Annotated in this window: 16 protein-coding genes and 1 tRNA gene; 7 read left to right on the forward strand and 10 right to left on the reverse strand. The window is 35.3% G+C overall.

The window, feature by feature from the left end; all coding sequences use genetic code 11:
* The first annotated feature begins 423 nt into the window (after positions 1 to 423).
* Together BC748_RS12235 and BC748_RS12240 are read left to right on the forward strand one after the other, a co-directional pair.
* A complete protein-coding gene (locus BC748_RS12235) occupies positions 424 to 1,650 on the forward strand; it encodes a Glu/Leu/Phe/Val dehydrogenase dimerization domain-containing protein (protein WP_133533788.1) in 1,227 nt (408 codons plus the stop codon).
* Positions 1,651 to 1,699: 49 nt separating this feature from the next.
* Positions 1,700 to 2,605, forward strand: coding sequence for an energy transducer TonB family protein (locus BC748_RS12240; RefSeq protein WP_133533789.1), 906 nt, complete (start codon positions 1,700 to 1,702; stop codon positions 2,603 to 2,605).
* Positions 2,606 to 2,653: 48 nt separating this feature from the next.
* Here BC748_RS12240 and BC748_RS12245 read toward each other — a convergent pair whose 3' ends face one another.
* Together BC748_RS12245 and BC748_RS12250 are read right to left on the reverse strand one after the other, a co-directional pair.
* Entirely contained in the window at positions 2,654 to 3,049 is a 396-nt protein-coding gene (locus BC748_RS12245; protein ID WP_133533790.1) for an ExbD/TolR family protein, read from the reverse strand.
* Positions 3,030 to 3,755, reverse strand: a complete 726-nt coding sequence (locus BC748_RS12250; RefSeq protein WP_162846473.1) for a MotA/TolQ/ExbB proton channel family protein — start codon at positions 3,753 to 3,755, stop codon at positions 3,030 to 3,032. The genes BC748_RS12245 and BC748_RS12250 overlap by 20 nt, the downstream gene beginning before the upstream one ends.
* A 120-nt stretch (positions 3,756 to 3,875) precedes the next feature.
* Between BC748_RS12250 and BC748_RS12255 the strand changes: the two genes are divergently transcribed.
* The 4 genes from BC748_RS12255 (at position 3,876) to BC748_RS12270 (ending at position 5,915) form a co-directional block, all read left to right on the forward strand.
* The gene (locus tag BC748_RS12255) at positions 3,876 to 5,096 is read left to right on the forward strand and encodes a bifunctional folylpolyglutamate synthase/dihydrofolate synthase (RefSeq protein WP_133533792.1); all 1,221 of its coding nucleotides are present in this window, start codon (positions 3,876 to 3,878) and stop codon (positions 5,094 to 5,096) included.
* A gap of 69 nt (positions 5,097 to 5,165) precedes the next feature.
* Positions 5,166 to 5,243: transfer RNA gene (locus BC748_RS12260), tRNA-Val, on the forward strand.
* A 48-nt stretch (positions 5,244 to 5,291) separates the two neighbouring features.
* Positions 5,292 to 5,552, forward strand: coding sequence for a GIY-YIG nuclease family protein (locus tag BC748_RS12265; RefSeq protein WP_133533793.1), 261 nt, complete (start codon positions 5,292 to 5,294; stop codon positions 5,550 to 5,552).
* Positions 5,553 to 5,654: 102 nt separating this feature from the next.
* Positions 5,655 to 5,915 (forward strand): GIY-YIG nuclease family protein, encoded by a 261-nt coding sequence (locus BC748_RS12270; protein ID WP_133533794.1) that lies wholly within the window; start codon positions 5,655 to 5,657, stop codon positions 5,913 to 5,915.
* 758 nt (positions 5,916 to 6,673) lie between these two features.
* Here BC748_RS12270 and BC748_RS14260 read toward each other — a convergent pair.
* Entirely contained in the window at positions 6,674 to 7,075 is a 402-nt protein-coding gene (locus BC748_RS14260) for a hypothetical protein (protein ID WP_211338561.1), read from the reverse strand.
* Between the two features lie 9 nt (positions 7,076 to 7,084).
* On the reverse strand, positions 7,085 to 7,888 hold the full coding sequence (locus BC748_RS12285) for an endonuclease/exonuclease/phosphatase family protein (protein WP_133533796.1): 804 nt from the start codon (positions 7,886 to 7,888) through the stop codon (positions 7,085 to 7,087).
* Positions 7,889 to 8,059: 171 nt separating this feature from the next.
* On the opposite strand from BC748_RS12285, the gene BC748_RS12290 reads away from it, so the two are divergent.
* A complete protein-coding gene (locus BC748_RS12290) occupies positions 8,060 to 8,794 on the forward strand; it encodes a hypothetical protein (RefSeq protein ID WP_133533797.1) in 735 nt (244 codons plus the stop codon).
* Between the two features lie 75 nt (positions 8,795 to 8,869).
* Here the strand turns inward: BC748_RS12290 and BC748_RS12295 are convergent, their stop codons facing one another.
* The 6 genes from BC748_RS12295 to BC748_RS12320 form a co-directional block, all read right to left on the reverse strand.
* Complete coding sequence (locus BC748_RS12295) at positions 8,870 to 9,352, reverse strand: dual specificity protein phosphatase family protein (RefSeq protein WP_133533798.1); 483 nt, start codon at positions 9,350 to 9,352, stop codon at positions 8,870 to 8,872.
* A gap of 17 nt (positions 9,353 to 9,369) precedes the next feature.
* A complete protein-coding gene (locus BC748_RS12300) occupies positions 9,370 to 10,887 on the reverse strand; it encodes an ATP-binding protein (protein ID WP_133533799.1) in 1,518 nt (505 codons plus the stop codon).
* A 23-nt stretch (positions 10,888 to 10,910) separates the two neighbouring features.
* Positions 10,911 to 12,305: an SNIPE associated domain-containing protein gene (locus BC748_RS12305; protein WP_133533800.1), complete on the reverse strand. Its 1,395-nt coding sequence runs from the start codon at positions 12,303 to 12,305 to the stop codon at positions 10,911 to 10,913.
* A gap of 6 nt (positions 12,306 to 12,311) precedes the next feature.
* A complete protein-coding gene (locus BC748_RS12310) occupies positions 12,312 to 12,866 on the reverse strand; it encodes a hypothetical protein (protein WP_133533801.1) in 555 nt (184 codons plus the stop codon).
* A gap of 526 nt (positions 12,867 to 13,392) precedes the next feature.
* The gene (locus BC748_RS12315) at positions 13,393 to 14,424 is read right to left on the reverse strand and encodes a PorP/SprF family type IX secretion system membrane protein (RefSeq protein ID WP_133533802.1); all 1,032 of its coding nucleotides are present in this window, start codon (positions 14,422 to 14,424) and stop codon (positions 13,393 to 13,395) included.
* Between the two features lie 10 nt (positions 14,425 to 14,434).
* Complete coding sequence (locus BC748_RS12320; protein ID WP_133533803.1) at positions 14,435 to 20,239, reverse strand: PKD domain-containing protein; 5,805 nt, start codon at positions 20,237 to 20,239, stop codon at positions 14,435 to 14,437.
* Positions 20,240 to 20,534 lie beyond the last annotated feature (295 nt).

A 20,534-nucleotide genomic window follows, 5' to 3' on the forward strand; every position in this document is an offset into this window, starting at 1 on the left:
GCGCAGATGGTACTGCAATTTGTGGGAGAGTATGTCGCCGCCTTTTTTTGAAAAGCCTATCCGTATTGGATGGGCTTTTTTGTTTTTAGTGCTTTAAGTTATTTGAGGTGATATAAGACTCTTCACAGATACTTCAAAACTCATCCCAAGTGGTTCAATACTCATCCTTGATGGTCTAACACTCTGCCCGGATGCTCCAACACTCTTCTCGGACGGTTCAACACTTTTCTTGAGTGGTTTTTTGTTTTTAATAAAAAAAGAGTTTCTGGTGGGAAACTCTTTTGGTTACAGAACGTATATGTTTTTTATGGTTACTTAAAAAAAGATCTTTGAAGTTATACAGTTTTCAATGATTGGGCAACTTAAATAACTAAATTCACAACTAAATATTTGTCTATATTTGCACCACAAACAAACTACAGAATGAAAGATTTACTTAAAAAATTTGAAAATAAACAGCCTGAAATCGTATTTAATTGGAAAGATTCTGAGACTGAAGCCGAAGGTTGGACTGTAATCAATTCGCTTCGAGGTGGCGCAGCAGGAGGAGGAACTAGAATGCGAAAAGGACTTGATATGAATGAGGTTTTGTCATTGGCAAAAACAATGGAAGTTAAATTTTCTGTTTCTGGACCTGCTATTGGTGGAGCCAAATCAGGTATTAATTTTGACCCTAGTGATCCGAGAAAAAAAGGGGTTTTACAACGTTGGTACAAAGCGGTTTCCCCATTGTTAAAAAGCTACTATGGAACAGGTGGTGATTTAAATGTAGATGAAATTCATGAAGTAATTCCTTTTACTGAAGAATGTGGTGTTTGGCATCCGCAAGAAGGCGTTTTTAATGGACATTTTAAACCAACAGAAGCTGATAAAATCAATAGAATTGGACAGTTACGACAAGGAGTAATTAAGGTAATTGAGAATCCTAAATTCTCGCCAGATGTTCTTCGAAAATATACTATTGCTGATATGATTACAGGTTTTGGCGTGGCCGAAGCCGTTCGTCATTATTATACTATATATGGTGGTGATGTAAAAGGTAAAAAAGCAATTGTACAAGGTTTTGGAAATGTAGGTTCGGCCGCTGCTTTTTATCTTGCTGAAATGGGCGCTAGCGTAATTGGAATTATTGATAGAGATGGTGGTGTTATCAACGAAGCTGGTTTTACTTTTGAAGAAATAAAACAATTATTTTTAGATAAAGATGGTAATAAATTGATTGCTCAAAACATGATACCTTTTTCGGAAATAAATGAAAAGATTTGGACTATTGGTGCCGATATCTTTGCGCCATGTGCTGCATCGAGATTAGTAACTAAGGCTCAGATTGATACTTTGATTGCTTCGGGATTGGAGGTAATATCATGTGGTGCTAATGTGCCATTTGCTGATAAAGAAATCTTTTTTGGAAGTATCATGGAAGAAACAGACAATAAGGTTAGTTTGATACCTGACTTTATTTCTAATTGTGGAATGGCTAGGGTTTTTGCTTATTTTATGGAAAAAAGAGTTCAGATGACGGATGAGGCTATCTTTTTTGATATATCTGAAACGATAAAGAAAGCATTAAAAAATACTTATGACTTAAATCCAAGTAAAACAAACATTAGTGGCACGGCATTTGAAATTGCATTAAAACAACTTGTTTAAAACAATATTTGATTACTTTTATCGTTATATTATATAAAATCTAAAGCTTATGAGTCTCGAAATTTCTAAAGATGAACAAAAATCGTTTGCCTATGCGGCGATTGTGTATGGTTTGTTGTTGCTCATTCTCTTCTTAGTTCGCTTTTGGCCTCCATCCAATTTAAAAGAACTTGTTGGCGGCGGTGGCGGTGGCGGCATTGAAATGAATTTTGGTGATAGTGATTACGGTTTGGGAGATAACTATAAAAGTGAAGTTTTAAATGCTAAGACAGAAACTAAAACATTTACATCAGAACCAACTCCAGATGAAAATATAATTTCTGACGAAGATGATACAAAGGATAGTGATGTTGTTGTTCCTAAAAATGAAACCACAAAAAAGACACCCGTTGTAATTAAAAAAGATATAAAGCCAACTCCTACGCCTGAAAAGCCCAAGGTTTCTAAAAATACTAACGATGCTTTGTCTAGTATTTTAAATGGAAATAAAGGAGGTGATGGAGATGATACTAAAGGTGGTAACAAAGGTAGTGCCAACGGAAATTTAAATTCAAAAGGCTATTACGGTAACGGAAGCGGAACAGGAACTGGAGGCGGAAATGGGTCAGGGAATGGTACTGGCTCTGGAAGTGGAACAGGTTCTGGAAGTGGAAGTGGAAACGGAAGTGGAATAGGTAGTGGTTCTGGATATTCTCTTGGAAATAGAAAAGCATTAAGTAAGCCTCAACCTAATTATAATTGTAATGAAGAAGGCGTAGTGGTTGTACAAATAACAGTTGATCAAAACGGAAACGTAATTGATGCAAAACCTGGAGCTAGGGGAACAACCAATTCGGCAAGTTGTTTAGCTAGTCAAGCCAAGATTGCTGCGATGCAAACCAAATGGAGTTCGAGCCCAGATGGAACTGAAAAACAAGTAGGTACTATTAAATATAATTTTAGTCTTAGAAACTAATACAAATAAAAAAACCGAGTTACTACTCGGTTTTTTTATGCTTATCTTTTACTTAGGACTTGTTGCAATCACAAATTTTAATTTGTTTTTAACTCCAATTTGCAGTACATCCACTAAGTCTTGCACCTGCATGTTAAATGGAATTCGGATAACTACTGTTGAGTTTTTATCTACATCCATTTTAGACAATAGTTTGGTTTCTAAATCTTCGAAACCCACTTCTTCTTTGTCTACATAAAATCGCTTCTCTTCGGTAACTGAAATCGTTATTAATTGTTTGTTTGTTTTCTCATTTGTTTTGGATTTTGGCAATGTCATTTTGATAACATTCGGATTTGCCAAGGTGGAAATAATTAAGAAGAACAACAACAAGAAAAACATGATGTCACTCAAAGAGGAAGTTGCTACTTCAGCATGAAATCGTTTATTTCGTCTTACCGGCATAATTTGGTCTTTGAATGATACTAACAAATTCTAATACTTGACGTTGCATATTTAATACAAAATCGTCAATCTTTCCATTGAATAAGTGATAGGCGCTGTAAGCAATAATACCTACAACTAGTCCAGCACCACTACTAATCATTTTTTCGTATAAACCTCCTGAGATGTTACCAATACTAATATCTTCGGTAACTGATATGCTATAGAAAATTTTAATTACCCCAGAAATTGTTCCAATAAAACCCAATGTTGGAGCAATACCAGCGATAAGACCTAAATGTCCTAGCTTTTTCTCCATCAAAGCTACTTCAATATTTGCAGCTCTTTCCATATTAGATTCTATTTCGGCAATTGGTCTTCCAATAGTTAGAATTCCTTCTCTTAGAACGTTTGAGTGAGCGGTTCCTGTTCTATCAGCAACAGAAAGTGCCATGTCAATATTCCCTGCGTTTAAATTTGTTCTAATATCTGAAACTAAATGACTGTCAATTTTTGATGCTTTTTTGATAAACATGTATCGTTCAAAAATAACATAGAGTGTGTAAAACAATAAAAGCGCAATGGGAATTAAGAAGAAACCACCTTTAAATACAAACTCCAAAACGGAAATTTCTTGGTTTAATGCTGGATTTGTCTCCGCAGCTGCTTGAACTGCTTGCGTTGCCTGTGATAAACTATCAACTTGTAATCTAATAAAGGAACTAATCATAAATTGTTATATTTATTCTAAAAAATTATTTGAAATTTGTACTCAGTAATATGCACACAATATAAACGAAAAAAAGTGTAAAATATTTTACTTTGTGAATATTTTATTAAGAAAGTAATGAACTATCAACAAACGCTCGACTGGATGTTCAACCAATTGCCGATGTATCAAACGCAAGGTGCATCAGCTTATAAGGAAGATTTGACTAATACTATTTTATTAGCCAATTATTTGGGCAATCCTGAAAAACAATTAAAGTGTATCCATGTTGCAGGAACCAATGGTAAAGGCTCTACATCTCACCTACTTGCTTCTGTTTTGCAAGAAGCAGGATATAAGGTTGGATTATATACTTCTCCACATCTAAAAGACTACAGAGAGCGAATAAAGATTAACGGAAAAGATATTGATGAGCACTTTGTTGTTGAATTTATTGCTGCTCACAAATCGTTTTTAGAAAATACCCAATTGAGTTTCTTTGAAATGTCAGTAGGATTAGCCTTTGATTACTTTTCAAAGCATAAAACAGATATTAATATAATCGAGGTTGGACTTGGCGGAAGATTGGACTCAACTAATATTATTACTCCGTTAGTTTCGGTTATAACGAATATTGGTTTGGACCATACACAGTTTCTTGGAAACACGCTTCAAGCGATTGCTTTTGAAAAAGCGGGAATTATAAAACCATCGATACCAGTTGTTATTGGTGAGTATCATAATGAAACGAAACCTGTTTTTATTAAGAAAGCAACAGAGACCAATTCTGAAATCTTTTTTGCTTCTGATTTGATTACTCAAAATTATACTTCTGATTTGATTGGGGATTATCAAGAGCATAATAAAAGGACTGTTCTCCAAACATTAAAGGTGCTACAAGACACAACTGATTTTAAAATAGCAGAAACTGCTATTCAACTAGGATTTCAAAATGCTATTAAGAATACAGGATTGCAAGGACGATGGCAACAATTGGGCAGTAATCCCAAGGTTGTTTGTGATACTGCACATAACGAGCATGGACTTAGAATTGTACTCAATCAGCTAAAAAAGGAAGATTATACTCAATTGCACATCGTTTTGGGTGTTGTTAATGACAAGAATTTGGATGAAATACTGCCTTTGTTTCCAAAAAATGCTATTTATTACTTTTGTAGACCCAATATTCCAAGAGGTCTTGATGTTTTAGTTTTATATGAGAAAGCAACTGAATTTGGACTTAAAGGTGAAATATGTAATTCAGTTTCAAAAGCTTACTCCAATGCTAAGGAAAATGCAGCTGCTACTGATTTTATATACATTGGCGGAAGTACTTTTGTTGTTGCAGAAATTTTATAAATTTTATTGCTTTTTATTTGCAGAATAAAAAAAGTAGCCTATATTTGCACTCGCAATCAAGCACAAGTCGGGCGATTAGCTCAGTTGGTTCAGAGCATCTCGTTTACACCGAGAGGGTCGGGGGTTCGAATCCCTCATCGCCCACCACTTTAAAAACTCCTTAAGTAATTAAGGAGTTTTTTATTTATACTAATTATGTATTTTGTTTATATAATTTTCTCTACTTCTCACCATCGGTATTATATTGGTCAAACACAGGATTTTGATGACCGTATTATTAGGCATAATTCTGGTTATGAAAAATCTACCTTTCCTTATCGTCCTTGGGTATTGAAATGTTTGATTACTAAGACTTCTCGCTCCGAGGCAATGCTATTGGAAAAGAAATTAAAGAATTTAAACAGGCAACGTTTAGAAATGTTTATTGAAAAATACGGGGGTCGAGACGAAGCCTAGCTTGTCTCGATGCCGACATTAATCGTCGGCATTCGAATCCCTCATCGCCCACCACTTTAAAAACTCCTTAAGTAATTAAGGAGTTTTTTATTTATACTAATTATGTATTTTGTTTATATAATTTTCTCTACTTCTCACCATCGGTATTATATTGGTCAAACACAGGATTTTGATGACCGTATTATTAGGCATAATTCTGGTTATGAAAAATCTACCTTTCCTTATCGTCCTTGGGTATTGAAATGTTTGATTACTAAGACTTCTCGCTCCGAGGCAATGCTATTGGAAAAGAAATTAAAGAATTTAAACAAGCAACGTTTAGAAATGTTTATTGAAAAATACGGGGGTCGAGACGAAGCCTAGCTTGTCTCGATGCCGACATTAATCGTCGGCATTCGAATCCCTCATCGCCCACCACTTTAAAAACTCCTTAAGTAATTAAGGAGTTTTTTTGTCCTTTTTTAACTCTACAGTTTTTGTAATTATTTTGGTTTTAAAATAAGTTTTTATTTTACATAATGCTGGTTTTCATACACTCTTCATACATTAAGTAGAGCGAAGGTATACTTGAGATGTGTACTAGCTATTTCGGACAAGACAGTGGAAGTTGAGAGATGAAAGTTTTTCTTTTGGCTTGACCCAAAAGAAACAAAAAGTCAAGCCTCAATAGTCTTAGCTCGAAAACTACCTTGAATTTCACGTCGCTCCCGAAGTCTCGGGACGAGTCGCTCGTCGTTCCTCCTTCCCGATATTTATCGGGATAAACTTTATGTGGGTTGCTTTGTTTCAATTCGTCGTTGTTTTCTACGCTAATGCTATTAGGGCGATTGGAGTATATATCAGATGGATGATTTGTTTTTCTCTTTAGCTTAATCCTCCCAACCGCAGAGGTCAAGTCCTCTGGCTTTGGCTTCTTTTAGGGTTATTTTCACTACTTCGTGTTTGCAGGCGCTTAGTCCTCGGCAAAATTCTTTTAGGTGATATTTTTTTGCGCCTTTGCTTTTGCAGATGTAGATATCGTCTGCTTTATTGGAAAAAGAGGTTAGGGTAATGCAACATAGCAATAATACTATTTTTTTCATGAAAATGGGATTGCTACGTATAAAGGTACATTCTTTTTTTTAATCTACTGTTAGTTCGTACTGCTTTCCTTGATTGTCGGTTGCTAGTAGTTCGCCATTGCCTGTCCATTGTACTTCTACCTCTATTTGTTCACCGCCTGAAATGGTTAGCGTTCCTGTTCCTTGTTTGTCTTCCATATCTACATTGCCTGATACTTCTTCGCCGTTGGTGTCAAAACCTGAAACATCGTAGTTGTAGCTATAGTTGCCACTGGTTCCTGTTCTGTATTCGTATTTATGGGTTGTATCGGTGTGTAGGGTTTGTTTTTCTTCTTGGGTAAGGTTTTCTGTATTTTCGGGTAGAAAGTTGCTTGGTTGTTGTTCTTTTTGTTTGCAGGATAGCCATAGCAGTGATAGCACGATTGCTAGTACTGAAAATGAAAGGAGTTGTTTTGGTTTCATACTGTTGTTTTATTTTAGTTGTAGGGTTACCGCTAGCGGAATGTGATCGGTGATTTCTCTTGCTGTATTAAAATTATAGAAGTCTTTGTAGAACATTATGGCTGTTGGGTTTGACGTTTCTACTTTACTAGTAGAATACCAAATGTTATCGAACTCGTTGGAAAGGCAATTGTCTTCAATACACGATTTTTTGAGCGATGTTTTTTGGTCTGTGAAAACAGGAAGATAGCCCATTTTTTTCAATGGATTAAAAACAGTATGCGACTGTGGGCAATTGAAATCGCCAATGAAAATTAGTTTCAAAGTGGGATAGGTTTCAGGAAGGAACTTGAAGTATTTGATTTCGGTTTCGGGTTGTTTGCTTTTGGTGATGGCGTGGAAATTGACTAGTGTGAACTGTTTTTTGTTGTGTTCAAACGTAGCTAAATAAGGTTCGCGGTCTATTTGAAGTTGGTAGTTGTTTTCGAGCCAGGCTTTGCCTATTAGTTTTACTTTGGCGGTTTTCCACAGGAAGGCATAGCGCTCGGTTTTATAACTAGAACTCTCGGTTGGGTTGCTCACGGCATAATCCCATTTATTGCCGGTTCGGTTGAGCTCGTCGGCTAGTTTGGCTACGGCTTGTGCACCACCATTGCCAGCTACAATCTCTTGTAGCGCTACGACATCATAGTGTTTTAGTACTGAGGCTATGTATTGGATAGTGCTGTCGGATTTTTTATTGCCTAGGTTTTCTACATTCCAGGTTAGGATTTTTATTTGGGCTGTAGTAACCGAAATTAGAAGTAGCAGCAGTATGGTTAGAATTGATTTCATTCTTTTTATTGGCATTTTGGTCACTAATTTACGTTAATTATTCACTGTATGTCTTTTGTTTTACCTTCCTTTTGTGGCAATTAAATATGTTATATAGTTTGTATAAATAGGTTATATAGACGACATATATATTTAGTATATTTGCTTATTATTTTCTTAAAACGTTGGATTATGGCAAAGCAAGTTGGTATTATACCGTTGGTTGGCACTATTGATGGTGTTAATTTTTATATGCGCAAGGGTAAGCCTGTTGCTCGAAAAGCAGGTGGCGGATTTACAGGCAAAGCGATTAAAAATAGTGCTAACATGGAACGTGTTAGGGAAAATAATAGTGAGTTTGGTCATTGTTCGCGGGTAAAAAAGTTATTTAAAGATAGTTTGTTTCCTTTTTTGGGTAAGCAACGCAATGAGGAGTTGCAGGGACGATTGATGCAATTGTTTATTAGTATTAAGAATGCCGATTTGGTCTCTGAACGTGGTCAACGGCAAGTGGGTAATGGTTTGCAACAGGTTGATGGAAAGGCTTTGCTTGCTGGTTTTTGTTTTACTTCTTTTTGTTTGCCTACTGATACTGGTTTTTATGATGCTGCTAGTACGACTTACACTTTTAGTGATTTTGCTCCGAAAAGCTTGAAGTTTCTAGCTAGTGCTACTCATTTGGAGTTGCAACTTGGTGTTGTTGTTTTGGATTTAGAACAGATGAAAGCTTCTCTTTTTAGGAGTGACGCTGTACGTGTGCCAAAAAATGGTGCTCCGCAGGCTGTTCCTTTGGCTGCTACTGTACCCAATGATGCTAGTGGTTTTAAGATAGCGGTTTTGTACTACCGCTATTTGCAGGATGTTAATGGGGCTTTTTATGGTTTCCAAGAGCAGCATGGTTTTGGGTTGTTGGTTGTTGGGATTTAGTGATAATTAATTATTTTTTTAGATCTTAATAAAGTTTTTTTTTTGTAATAAAAAAACAATTGATAAATATCAAAATTATTTAATATAATTTCTCCAATTTTTTTCTAAAAACTCTTTAATACCACTTGGCTTATAATTTGGGTAAATTTTCAAGAAGTCTTCTTTAGCTTCAGCATAAGTATCATTTTTTATAATTCCTTTTACAGCTAAATAAAGTAATCCTATGCTTGGAGATCTAGAAATCCCTTGATTACAATGAATTAAGACTTTATTCCCCTTTTTCAAATTTTCTTCAATAAAAAGTAGTGATTTTTCAAATTGTATATTATCAAAATATTTAGCTGTTGGTGGATCAATCATGTTTAAAATAATTCTTCTTTCTCTGTAAGCTATTAAATATTCAGGGTGATTGGTGTCAGCAGATCTTCCTGAATACCCAAGTGCTTTACGATGACAGGGTTCCTTGCATGCCTGAACAAAATAGAAATCCGAGTCAAACTGATTTCTTTCAAAATCAATTAGATTTCCGATAAATAGATTTTTATAAACTTCAATCATATTAAACTAATTCAAAATCAAATTTTGATTTTAATAAACTCTCTCATTTGTTTTATTGATTCATTCAATTGTTCGTTTGTAAAACGAATGTTATTTAGGTTTTCAGGGTGATGAATTTGATGACGAATATACTCACTTAGAATTTTTTGCTCCTCAATAATACCATTTTTTAATTGTTTTTTATATAAAATTGTTTCTTTCCCAATTTTAAATTCTTCGAGCATTTTTTCGCTTTCTATAAAACCGTATAGTTCATTATGATACTCGTCATCAGATTCGTCGAAGGCTAAATAGTTAACTTCATTAAGTGATGGATAAGGCAAATCTCCTCTTTCAATATTAACAACTTCTCTTTCATTTCCGTTTTTAATTAGTTTCAAATGTTCAAATTCTAAGAGTTTTACAATTGAAGGACTATGAGTAGTTAAGATTATTTGTGTTCTATTTGCATTCGATAGCTCAATGAAAGCTTCAATTAATTTTTTTTGATGGCTTGGATGTTGAGAAGTCTCAGGTTCTTCAATAGCATAAATTATACTCGGAATGTTCTCAGCTTTTTTTCTTCTTTCTGCTTCAGCTCTAAAAAAGTTGAGAAGTATAAGTCTTTTTACACCACTTCCTCTTTTATTAATTGGGATATCTTCTTCACAAACGATAGAAACACTCTTAAAAACATCTGACCATTTTAAACTTTCAGGACTTGGAATAATAGGTGTTAAACTTTTAGCTATTTCAGGATTCATCTCATTAAGTTTTTCTAAAGTTTTTGTTGAGACCTCAGTAAGTTTTTTTTCAACTTCTTTAGCAACTTTTTCTAAAGCTAACTTAAGCTCTGCATCTTTCAATATTTCTTGAACAGCAAATTTCATAGGATTTTGAACTTCATCATCTCCATCACTATTTTTTCTATCAGATTGAAAAAGAGTAAATAAAGGCATGTAATTTTTTAACTGTTCCCAAGTGTTTTTCGCATCTATTTTCGCAAGTTCTATTTCTATTTCATTTAATTGTAAATCATCCATGTATTTGTTCCAAATAGATTTTCTAATAACCGCATTTTTGGTTTTATCATCACATTCAATATCACCTAATAATTTTTTTAAATCTACATTCTTTTTTAAAAGTAATTCACAACAGTTTGGATTTGTTGGATGATTTGCCTTAATGAATATTTTTGGTGCTCCTGCATTTGGAAATCTCTTTATAATTTCTAAGGTCCCATCACTTTTTAACAAATATTCTTCAGCAAGCTTTGTAGGATTTGTAGAGTCAATAGTTAATGTTTCAGGAAGTTCACTAAAAACCACACTAATTTTGATTTCAGTATTACCTGCATCTTTACATTTTTTGTTAATGTCTTCTTTGTCCATTTTAACAACTCCTTTATTTTCATTGAAAAAAATATCAAGAGCCTCTAAAATGGTTGATTTACCAATGTCATTTTTACCAACAAATACATTTAAATCGTTTAAATCAATTGTACATTCGTTGTCATATGACCGAAAATTTTCTATTTTAACTTGTTTGATTTTCATAATTCTTTGAGCTTTATAAGAAATTAAATTAATGTATTTGGAAATTCCTCGGAAATTATTTCTTCAATTGTTTTGACATTTTCATTAGAATTTAGTTTTTCTAAAATAGCTAAAGTCTCTCGATATTGCATTGCCTCAGGAAGTATTGTAAATTCAGCTTCAAAACCTAATTCAGCTATTTTACTTTCAATTTCTTCTAAAGTAACATTGAAAAATTCTTTTCGATAATTTAGCATATTCACTTTTTTATCTGCGAAAGCTTTGTGTAATTCATATTCTAGAGTTCTTGCCTCATCAGAATAAATCATTGCATGTAAATCGAATTGAAAAGGAACTGAGGCATCACCTAATTCTTTTACTCTATCAATAGGTTCTAATCTTCTAGTCATACCTATTTTATATACATTTTCTCCAAATGAACCAATATTAGATATTATGTATACATGCCCTCTTTTAGTTTGTTGTGCCATTGATAATGCTCTTTCCTTTTTTTCTTGAGCAAACAGAAGTTCTTGTTCTAATTTTTTAATTTGCTCTTGGAGTTTTTCATGTTTATCACCAATAGAAATATCCAATTCTTTTCTTGCCTTTTCTAATGCTTTTTGATAATTCAATTCTTCTTTTTCGGCTTCTCGCTGAGCTTGTTCATATTCTCTTCTTGCCTTTTCCTCTTCTCTTAATTCTTCTTGAATTGCTCTTAATTCTTCTTTTTCCTCTTGCCTTTTTGCTTGAAACTCATATTCAAGTATTAGTTCCTTTATTTTAAGATCAAGATATTCCTTTTCGATAAATACTGCTGAGTTCTCTCCTAATTTATTTATAGCTTCAAAGGATTTTTGAATTCTTTCTTTCATTTGATTAACATTATTCCATTTAACTTTTGCTATGAAAGAATTACATTCGCCATTGAAAGCTCTTAAAACTAGTTTAATGAATTTTTTTGTATTAGCCCTGCCTTTTGTAACACTTCCATCAATTGTCCAATCAACTGTGCATCTTGCAGCTTTTTCTAATCGTACTAGTTCCTTTTGTTTTTCAATAATTTTATTTTGTTCAATCCTATAGTCGTCAGATTTTTCAAAATCGTAGACAGGTTCATAAATTCCGAATTCAATTAAATCTAATTTTGACTCATATAAACTAATTTCTTTTCTGAGTTTTGTATATAAATCTAGTCCAGATATATAATCAGAGTTTAATTTTACTTTCTTATTATCAATAGTATTTATTTCCTCACTTTTTGAAATAATTACTTTATTTAATTCATTTTCTTTATTCTCAATAATTTTATTTAACTCATTCCTCTTTTTATTAGTTTCTTCTTCAATATCACTAATAGATTTATATCTCTCTAGTTTAGAATTTAACTCCTTAATTAAAGCAAATTCTTTCTTCTTCAAAAAATCAAACAATCCCATAGTTATTTATTTTTTTAACTCTTCAATTTTATTTTTCGCTTCATCAAAACTTTTTTCAATTAATTCAAGATTTTCAACAAATATTGTATTGTCAGAACCATATTTTTCTAATTGTAAATACCATGTTGGCTTACTTTTACTAATCATATATCCAACTTTGAATCCATCCACAGTTGTAAATTTATTCTCAAGGTAATCACAATTAGTTGCAATATCTTTTTCGACTTCAGTTTTCAAAGAATTTAGAGCTTTAATTACTTCTAATAAATCGGATTGTTCTATTGATGCTGTTGAAGTATTATACTTGCCTTGCTTTTCAATTTGAAAAAAATAGCTGACTACAGAACCTGAATTTATTTTTCTAATTCTTGTTTCAGAAATACCTCCATACAAAGTTTTAATGCCAGTTAGTTTATAATCTGATAGTTTAATTATGCTTCCTGTTTTTGATGCAAATGCATCAATTTTTGTTTTTTCTTTTTCAAGCTCTTTTTTTGTTTCTTGAGCCAAAGTAGGTAAGGTCATTAAAAAAGAGAATAATAAGTAGTAGATTTTTTTCATTTTGATAATTATTTTGGTTATTATTTATGTTTGTTCAAACTTAGTTAAGCTATTTGAGAGTATTTTACGGGAATCCGTAATTGGGAGAAAAAAGTTTGAGAAAAGAGAAAAGAAACAAGAGAAAAGATAATAGAAGTGGCTTCTCGATACAATTTTACCAACTAAAAATTGGCATTTTCAGTTGGTAAAATCACTCGAAGTGACGGGTGATGAGTGAATAGGTTGTAGGTTTTAGAAAAAGAGAATAGAAAAAGAGAATAGAGAATAGAGAAAAGACTGAGAGGATACTTTAGAGATCGCTTCTCGATACAATTTTACCAACTAAAAATTGGCATTTTCAGTTGGCAAAATCACTCGAAGTGACGTGTGATGAGGAAATAGATATTAGGCAATAGGTTATAGAGAATAGAAAATAGAGAAAAGAGAATAGAAGTGGCTTCTCGATACAATTTTAACTAATAAAAATTGGCATTTTTACTAGTTAAAATCACTCGAAGTGACGGGAAGTGGTTTTGGGATTTAGGAATTACATTTTTTGATATCCTGATTCGCCGTTTCGTTTTAGTTTTACTTTGTAGTTTTCGCAATCATCGCAGCGGTAGCTGGATTGCCAGGTTAGGGTTAGTTCATGTACACCTTGTGTTCTTCCTATCCTTGAGGTATTTAAATCATAGGAATAGCCAAAGCTAAACTCACCTAGTTTGAATGCCATTACTGGGTTTATGGAGGTTATGAGATGGCTGTTGTCGCTTTTTGCCTGTGGATTGGTTGCTGCAATTACTCCTAAGCTAAATCGTGGAAAATCCAATACGGTTCCAATGTCTAGTCGGTTGTATTGTGATTGTCGCATGTAGTTGGCGGTGAGTAGCAGTGTGGTTTCTTCGGGAATTAAGGCTGAAGGCGCATTTAGAAATTCAAAATAATAACCTCCGTGTAGGGAAAGAAGCATGTCTAGTGGTGCATTTCCGTTTTCTTTGAACGAGATGTCTGGTCGTGTTAAATGTTTTACTGATGCGCCAAACCAAGCATTTTCTTGGTCGACAACAAAACCTACACTCATATCAAAGAAACCTACTTTGTTATTCAAACCTGCGAGACCTGGATCTTGCGAAATTGGGTTTATGGAACCATCGTTTATATTGATTTGGTCTTCGAGCAAAAGGTTTCGAAAGTTGAAGTCTTTTCTACCGTAGCCTACTTCTAGTCCGAAACGCATGCGCCAATCGTAATTTAAATCTATCCTGTAGGATGTAGCAGTATTGATTTGAAAATAGTTGTAATTGGTGAAAACCTCATTGTGGTTGAGAACGGTTACACCCAATCCTATTTGGTCGTGTATCAAATTGTTGAAAAAACCGAATTGGGTATCGATTTTTCTATTGCCATCGGGCCATTGTCTTCGGTGAAGAATACCTGCGTTCCATGTGTTTGAAATTCCAGTGAAGGCTGGATTCATTTTTTCGGGCATTAAATAAAACTGGGTGATGACTGGATCTTGTGCTTGTACTTTACAAAAAGTGAAAGCGACTAGTATGAAGAGGATGCTTTTTAATTTCATGTTGTGGCTTTTACTTGATTAATACAAAAGTTTGATTTTGGTTTATCACACTTCCGTAGAATGTTTCGGCACTGACTTTGCTGTAATAATTTCCGTTTTCGGCATTTACTCCTTTTATTTTTCCATCCCAACCTAAGAGTACTTCTCCTTTTTCGGAATAGATTAATGAACCCCAAGTGTCGTAGATGTCGAGTTGGATGTTTTTTAATGCTTTGGTAACTGGTTTGTAGGTATCGTTTTTAGTATCGCCGTTGGGTGTGAATGCCGTTGGAACGACAAGAATATATCCTTTTTCTACATTTATTTCAAGTTGTTGCGTGTACACACAACCAAAAGGATAAGTGACTGTTTGTGTTACGGTATAGGAATCTTTGACATTCAAATAGGTATGTATCGGATTGACTTCTGTTGAAAAAGTTCCATCGCCAAAATCCCAAAGGACTGAAATGTAATCGCCTGTTATGGTGCTTTCAAATTGTATAGGATCGCCAATTGCAAACATACCATAGTTTATAATTCCTATTGATGTGGGTTCAAAAGATGCAGTTCCAATGACTGGATTGTTCACATCAACGGAAAAAGTAGTGGTACATCCAATAGCATCGGTTGCAGTTACAATTACAATTCCGTTTAATGGTGTACTCATAATTTCATTATTTGAACCGCTAACGTTTCCGCTAGACCATTGGTATTGGTATGGCGGAACACCACCAGATGCTTGTGCCACAAAACTTTGGTTTACTATTCGTGTAGTACAATTGGCATCGGTTTGAGTGGTTACGGCTATTTCTAGTGGTGCAGGTCTGATTAGTGTATATGTTTTTGATGTAGAACAACCATTGGCATCGGTTAGTGTTACACCATAATTTCCTGCTGTCACTCCTGATACATCTTCGGTGGTTGCACCATTGGTCCAAAGGAAACTATAAGGTAGTGTTCCGCCTGCAATAATCAAATCGATAGCGCCCGAACTTCCATTGGTACAATCTAGCGGATTGGTTACATTAGCTGATAATACAATTGCCGCTGGTTCAACAATGGTAAACGTTCTGGAAATGGTACAAGGTTTTGAGTCTGTAATTACTACGGAATAAATACCTGGAGGAAGATTGTTTCTAGAAGTTCCGGAAGTACTTCCATCGTTCCAAACTAGTGTTACTGGTGCAATTCCACCTACAAAATTTAGATCAATGCTTCCATCATTTGCGCCAAAACAAGATATGTTAGTTACTACAGGTGTTACCTCAAAAATTGGCGGACTAGGAATATTTATGGATAGTACTTTTATACATCCAATGCCATCCGTAACGGTGATGATATAATCATCAGGCGCAAGATTGGTAAGATTTAGCGTAGTTGCTAAATTACTCCATTGGTATAGATAGGGTGCAACACCTCCAGAAATGGTTACGTCAATAGTTGCATTGTTGTCACCATAACAAACTATTGGAGTTGTAATTGCATTGATGATGATTTCGGGCGATTGGGTTATGGTAACCGAAAGGTTTTGGGAACATCCTAAATTGTCGGTAACAATGAGGTTGTACACGCCAGCAGGAATGGCAGTAATATCCTCTGTCGTTTCTCCGTTTGACCATGCATAGGTGTAAGGCGATGTTCCTCCAATTACATCCGCATTTATTGCGCCTGTTGAAAAACCAAAACAATCTACATTGGTTTGGCTTACTAAGTTGACTTGAAGTAAAGGAGGTTCGGTAATTGTAAATGTTGCTGTTTTTGGACCACAGTTATTGGCATCAGATACCGTAACGACATAAACTCCTGGTGCTAAATTGCTGATATCATCGGTTGCTGCAAAAGGGAAAGTATCTTTTGTCCAATTGTAGGTGTAAGTTCCTGTTCCGCCTGCTACTGAAATGGCGATTGAACCGTTATTAGCTCCAAAGCAAGTAATGTTATTATTACTGTCCGTTGTAATTATGATATCGTTTGGCTCGGAGATGGTATATGAACTTGTAAATGGACAGTTTCCTGTATCCGTAATCGTTAAGTCATAGTTTCCTGGCTCAATGTTTTGAATATTAGTAGCTGAAGAAGAAAAACTATTTGGACCTGTCCAAGTAATAATGTAAGGAGGAATTCCACCTGTAATGTTGGTTGTTATAGAAGCATTGTCCACATTAAAACAAGTGTTGTTCGTTGCCACTACGTTTGGATTTATGGCTGGATTAACCGTTATGGTTACCAAAAAATTAGTTCCGATACAGTTTCCTGATTTTGGTGTAACGGTATAAGTAACCGTTGCAGGATTTGTGGTGGTGTTGATTAAATTTTGACTTATAGCTGTTTGCGAATTAGTTTCTGCAGTGGCATTGGTTATTGCTCCAACAGGATTGACTGTAGGAGTTGACCAAGTATAAGTTGTTCCCGTTGGAATTACATTTCCTCCAGCAGTTGTAGGTGTTATTGAAAATGATGTTGTGCTACAAATGGTTGCTGTTTCAGGACCGATAATTGGGTTTTGGTTTATGATTACTTCTGCAGGAGCTGATTTGATTTCAGAACAGGTTCCCACAATTGTTGGAAAAGTGACTACGCAATAGTAATAGGTAGTTCCGGCAGTTGTTGCAGGAGGATTGAAGGTAGCATTGTTCTCGCTTGTGAGTAGCGTTCCACCGCTGTTACTATTGATAGTATTTGAATACCATTGATAATTTGGGGATAGCGCATCACTATTAGTAACGATAACAAGTTGCGATGGCGATTGCGGTGGTGATTGCCCCAAACAAATAGTACTCGAAGTTAATGTTGTAGTAAATGCTGGCGCAATATTGACCGTAATCATTGCTGCGGTGCTTGTTGCATTACATCCTGTTGCAGTAGGTTGCGTTATTACGCAATAGTAGTAAAAAGTACCCGCATTGGTTGTTTGCGGTGTAAACGTGTTGTTTGTTTCACCCACTAGCAGTGTTCCATTGGCAGAGTCGTTATTAGTATCACTATACCATTGATAGGAATAGTTGGTTCCAATTCCGCCTGTTGCCATAACAGATAGTTGGGTTGCTGTCTCTGATTGACATACGGTTTGAGAAGCTAATGGTTGCGCTGTAATTGTTGGGTCACTTACCACGTCAATTTGTGCTACGGTACTGGTTAGATTGCCACAACCGTTTGTATAGCTTATGACTACATAATAATAGTACGTTCCAGTAGCAGTAAAAACGGGTGGTGTATAGCTTGAAGCATTTGAACCTACTGGTGTTCCACCTGTTGTGGTATTGTTAGTATTGCTGTACCATTGGTAGGTTGGTGTTCCAATTCCACCTGTTGGTGTCACCGTCAAAGGCGATGGGATTGTTGCTCCTACGCATAGACTTTGAGTTGCAAGAGGTTGGTTAGCACTAGTGACAGTGGCAGAATTTACTATAGTAACTTCGGCAGCCGTTGAAGTGATAAAAGAACAAGAACCAGTTAGCGCAGGAAATGTGATTACGCAATAATAATATACGGTACCAACTGTTCCTGCAGGAGGATCATAAGTTGGTGCATTAGAGGAAGGAATTGGTGTTCCACCAGAATTTGAATTAGTTGTATTACTAAACCATTCATAAACGGGAGTTCCTGAACCGTTATTGTAACTTACGGAAAGTTGGGTTGGTGTTTGTCCAAAGCAAATGTTGCTGTTTACTGGATTGGTAACCATAACAGGTGCTGGATTGACAGTAATGACATAGTTTACAGGCGTTCCGTTGCAACCATTGATAGTTGGTGTTATTATGTAAGTCACCGTTCCTGCTGTTGTACTTGTAGTTGTAATGGTTTGCACAGGAATGGTATTTGTTCCCGATGTTGCAAAACCACTAACGCCAGCGGTTGCTGTTGCTGACCAATTAATGGTAGCTGTTGATGGATTGGCAGTTAAATTGACGAGCGTGGTAGCCGTTCCTGAACAAATAGTTTGACTTAAATTGGTAGTAGTGATTGTTGGAGCTGTATTTACTGAAAACGTTTCTGAAGCCGTGTTAGAAATACCACATTCATTTGTAACGGTTAACGTTATTGTATATGGCGTTGGTGACTCAGGAAAATTGATAGCTCCGGGATTTACTGCACTCGATGTTGCAGGCGTTCCACCAGGAAAGCTCCAAGCATAAGTAAGAGTACTTCCAGTTGGTGCGCAAGAATTGACTGTGGCAACTGGTGTAATGGTAGCTGCACCGCAGACATCACTTATTGGAGTTATAGCGACTGTTGGTGGTTTTTTTACGATTACTGTTTCGGTAGCTGTTGCGCTTCCGCAGGAATTTGTAGTGGTTAATGTTATGGTATAGATTCCTGCTTCTGTAAAATTAAAAGAGGCGTTTTGTGTGGTTTGATTAGGAATTGGTGTACTTGTTGTTCCGCAAAACGCAGGAGCATAAGCTACCGACCATAGATAGGTTGGCGTTCCGCATTGGTTTGCTAAGTTGGTGGTATTTGTTGCTGTAATGGCTTGTGGAGCACATCCAGCGTTAGTGTTTAAGGTAAATTGAGGAGTTAGTTGTGGTTCGATACAGATTGTTTTTGTTATGGTGTCTATTCCGCACCTATTACCTATTTTTAAAGTAATTGTATAATTACCTGCGACAGAAAAAACGGGACAAATAGTAGCAGAACCACTAACCCAAGAATTTGTACTTGTAGAATTAAAATCATTTCCAAGAGTTCCACTAGCCAGAGAAAATCCTGTATTTGGAGAAATAATCCAAATCAATTTTGGCGAGGTACATCCTGATGAAGAAGCTGCGTCTCCACCCGTTGAAGTATTAGTAAAACAAGCTTGACTACCGACGCAAATATTTTGCTGAGGTAAACTAAATTCAGCCTCAGGTGCATCTGAAATTCTTATTGGAACAACCATAGCAGAGGACTGATCACATGGATTAACAGCTATGATATTTGCAAAAAAGGAATTTGTATATGTTGTAGGTCCAGAAACACTCGTTGTTCCACAAGAACTATCTAAAAAAGTGTGTGTAATAGAACTTGGTGGAGGATGATTGAATGTTGTTGCTGGTGAATTATCATTAAACGTTACGATGTAAGTCGTTCCAGGAGGATTATTTTCAGTTCCTGTAATTGGAAAAGTTAATGAAGAAGTAATGCAAACATCAGTGTTTCCGGGATTTTCTAATCCTACAGCAGGGTTGTTTCCAACAAAAACTTTATAAATCTTAGTTATATTACAGCTATTTTGAGCTGAAATTGTATAGGTCAATGTCCACAAACCAACCTGATAAGTATGCGATAAACTTGTCCAAGTTGTACCTGTGAAATTAGGAGAACCATCTCCCCAATTTATGCTATAGTTAGTATTAGTTGCTAATGTTGAAGAGGCATTATTAAAGTCTAACTGAGTTGGTTGATTTGTACAAACTCGATAAGTAGGAAATCCGTTAAAAACACTAAAATCAGCCGAAGAAGATAAGTCAGCATTTGCTTGAGGCGTAATTATCATTACTGTATTCCCAGTAACATTGCTTACTTGAACTGGATTTGAAGAATCTTCAACACGAACTAAATTATATGTGAAAGTACCACTAGAACTTGTATTCGCTGGAATGGTAATGGTTGAATTATTTCCAGTTGTTGATATCGTTTGATTACCCGCAACACCAGTAACAGTGTAAGTAAACGTATAAGGTGCTGTTCCGCCGCTTCCTGTGAAAGTAATTAGTGGACTGGCTGCGTTTTGGCAAACTGTTGTTCCTCCAGTAATCGTTGCGGCTGGAGCAAGTGTTGTGGTGCTTTCTTTTGCGTTTGTATTTATAACAGAGGATAGACAAAAAAATAGTAGTACGTATAGTTGCTTCATCCGTTTTGTTTTAATTTGATATTTTTAACAGTTCTAGGTCGGGTATTTGGCAAAAGTGGTTAATTTATAGTTAATTACGAAATTATTTTGCTTTATTTATTGTTATTATATTGTTATGGTAGGTTTTGTTTTAATTCAAAATACATATACCATCGGCAGGTTTCTAAAAAATAGTCTGTGCCGATGGCAATGTTACCACAATTGTATAAGCGACAAATTTATTTACATGGTTTGGAAGTATTTTACGGGAATCCGTAATTGGGAGAAAAAATTTAGAAAATAGAGGATAGAACAT

The organism is Flavobacterium dankookense (assembly GCF_004362665.1).
Lineage (GTDB): Bacteria > Bacteroidota > Bacteroidia > Flavobacteriales > Flavobacteriaceae > Flavobacterium > Flavobacterium dankookense.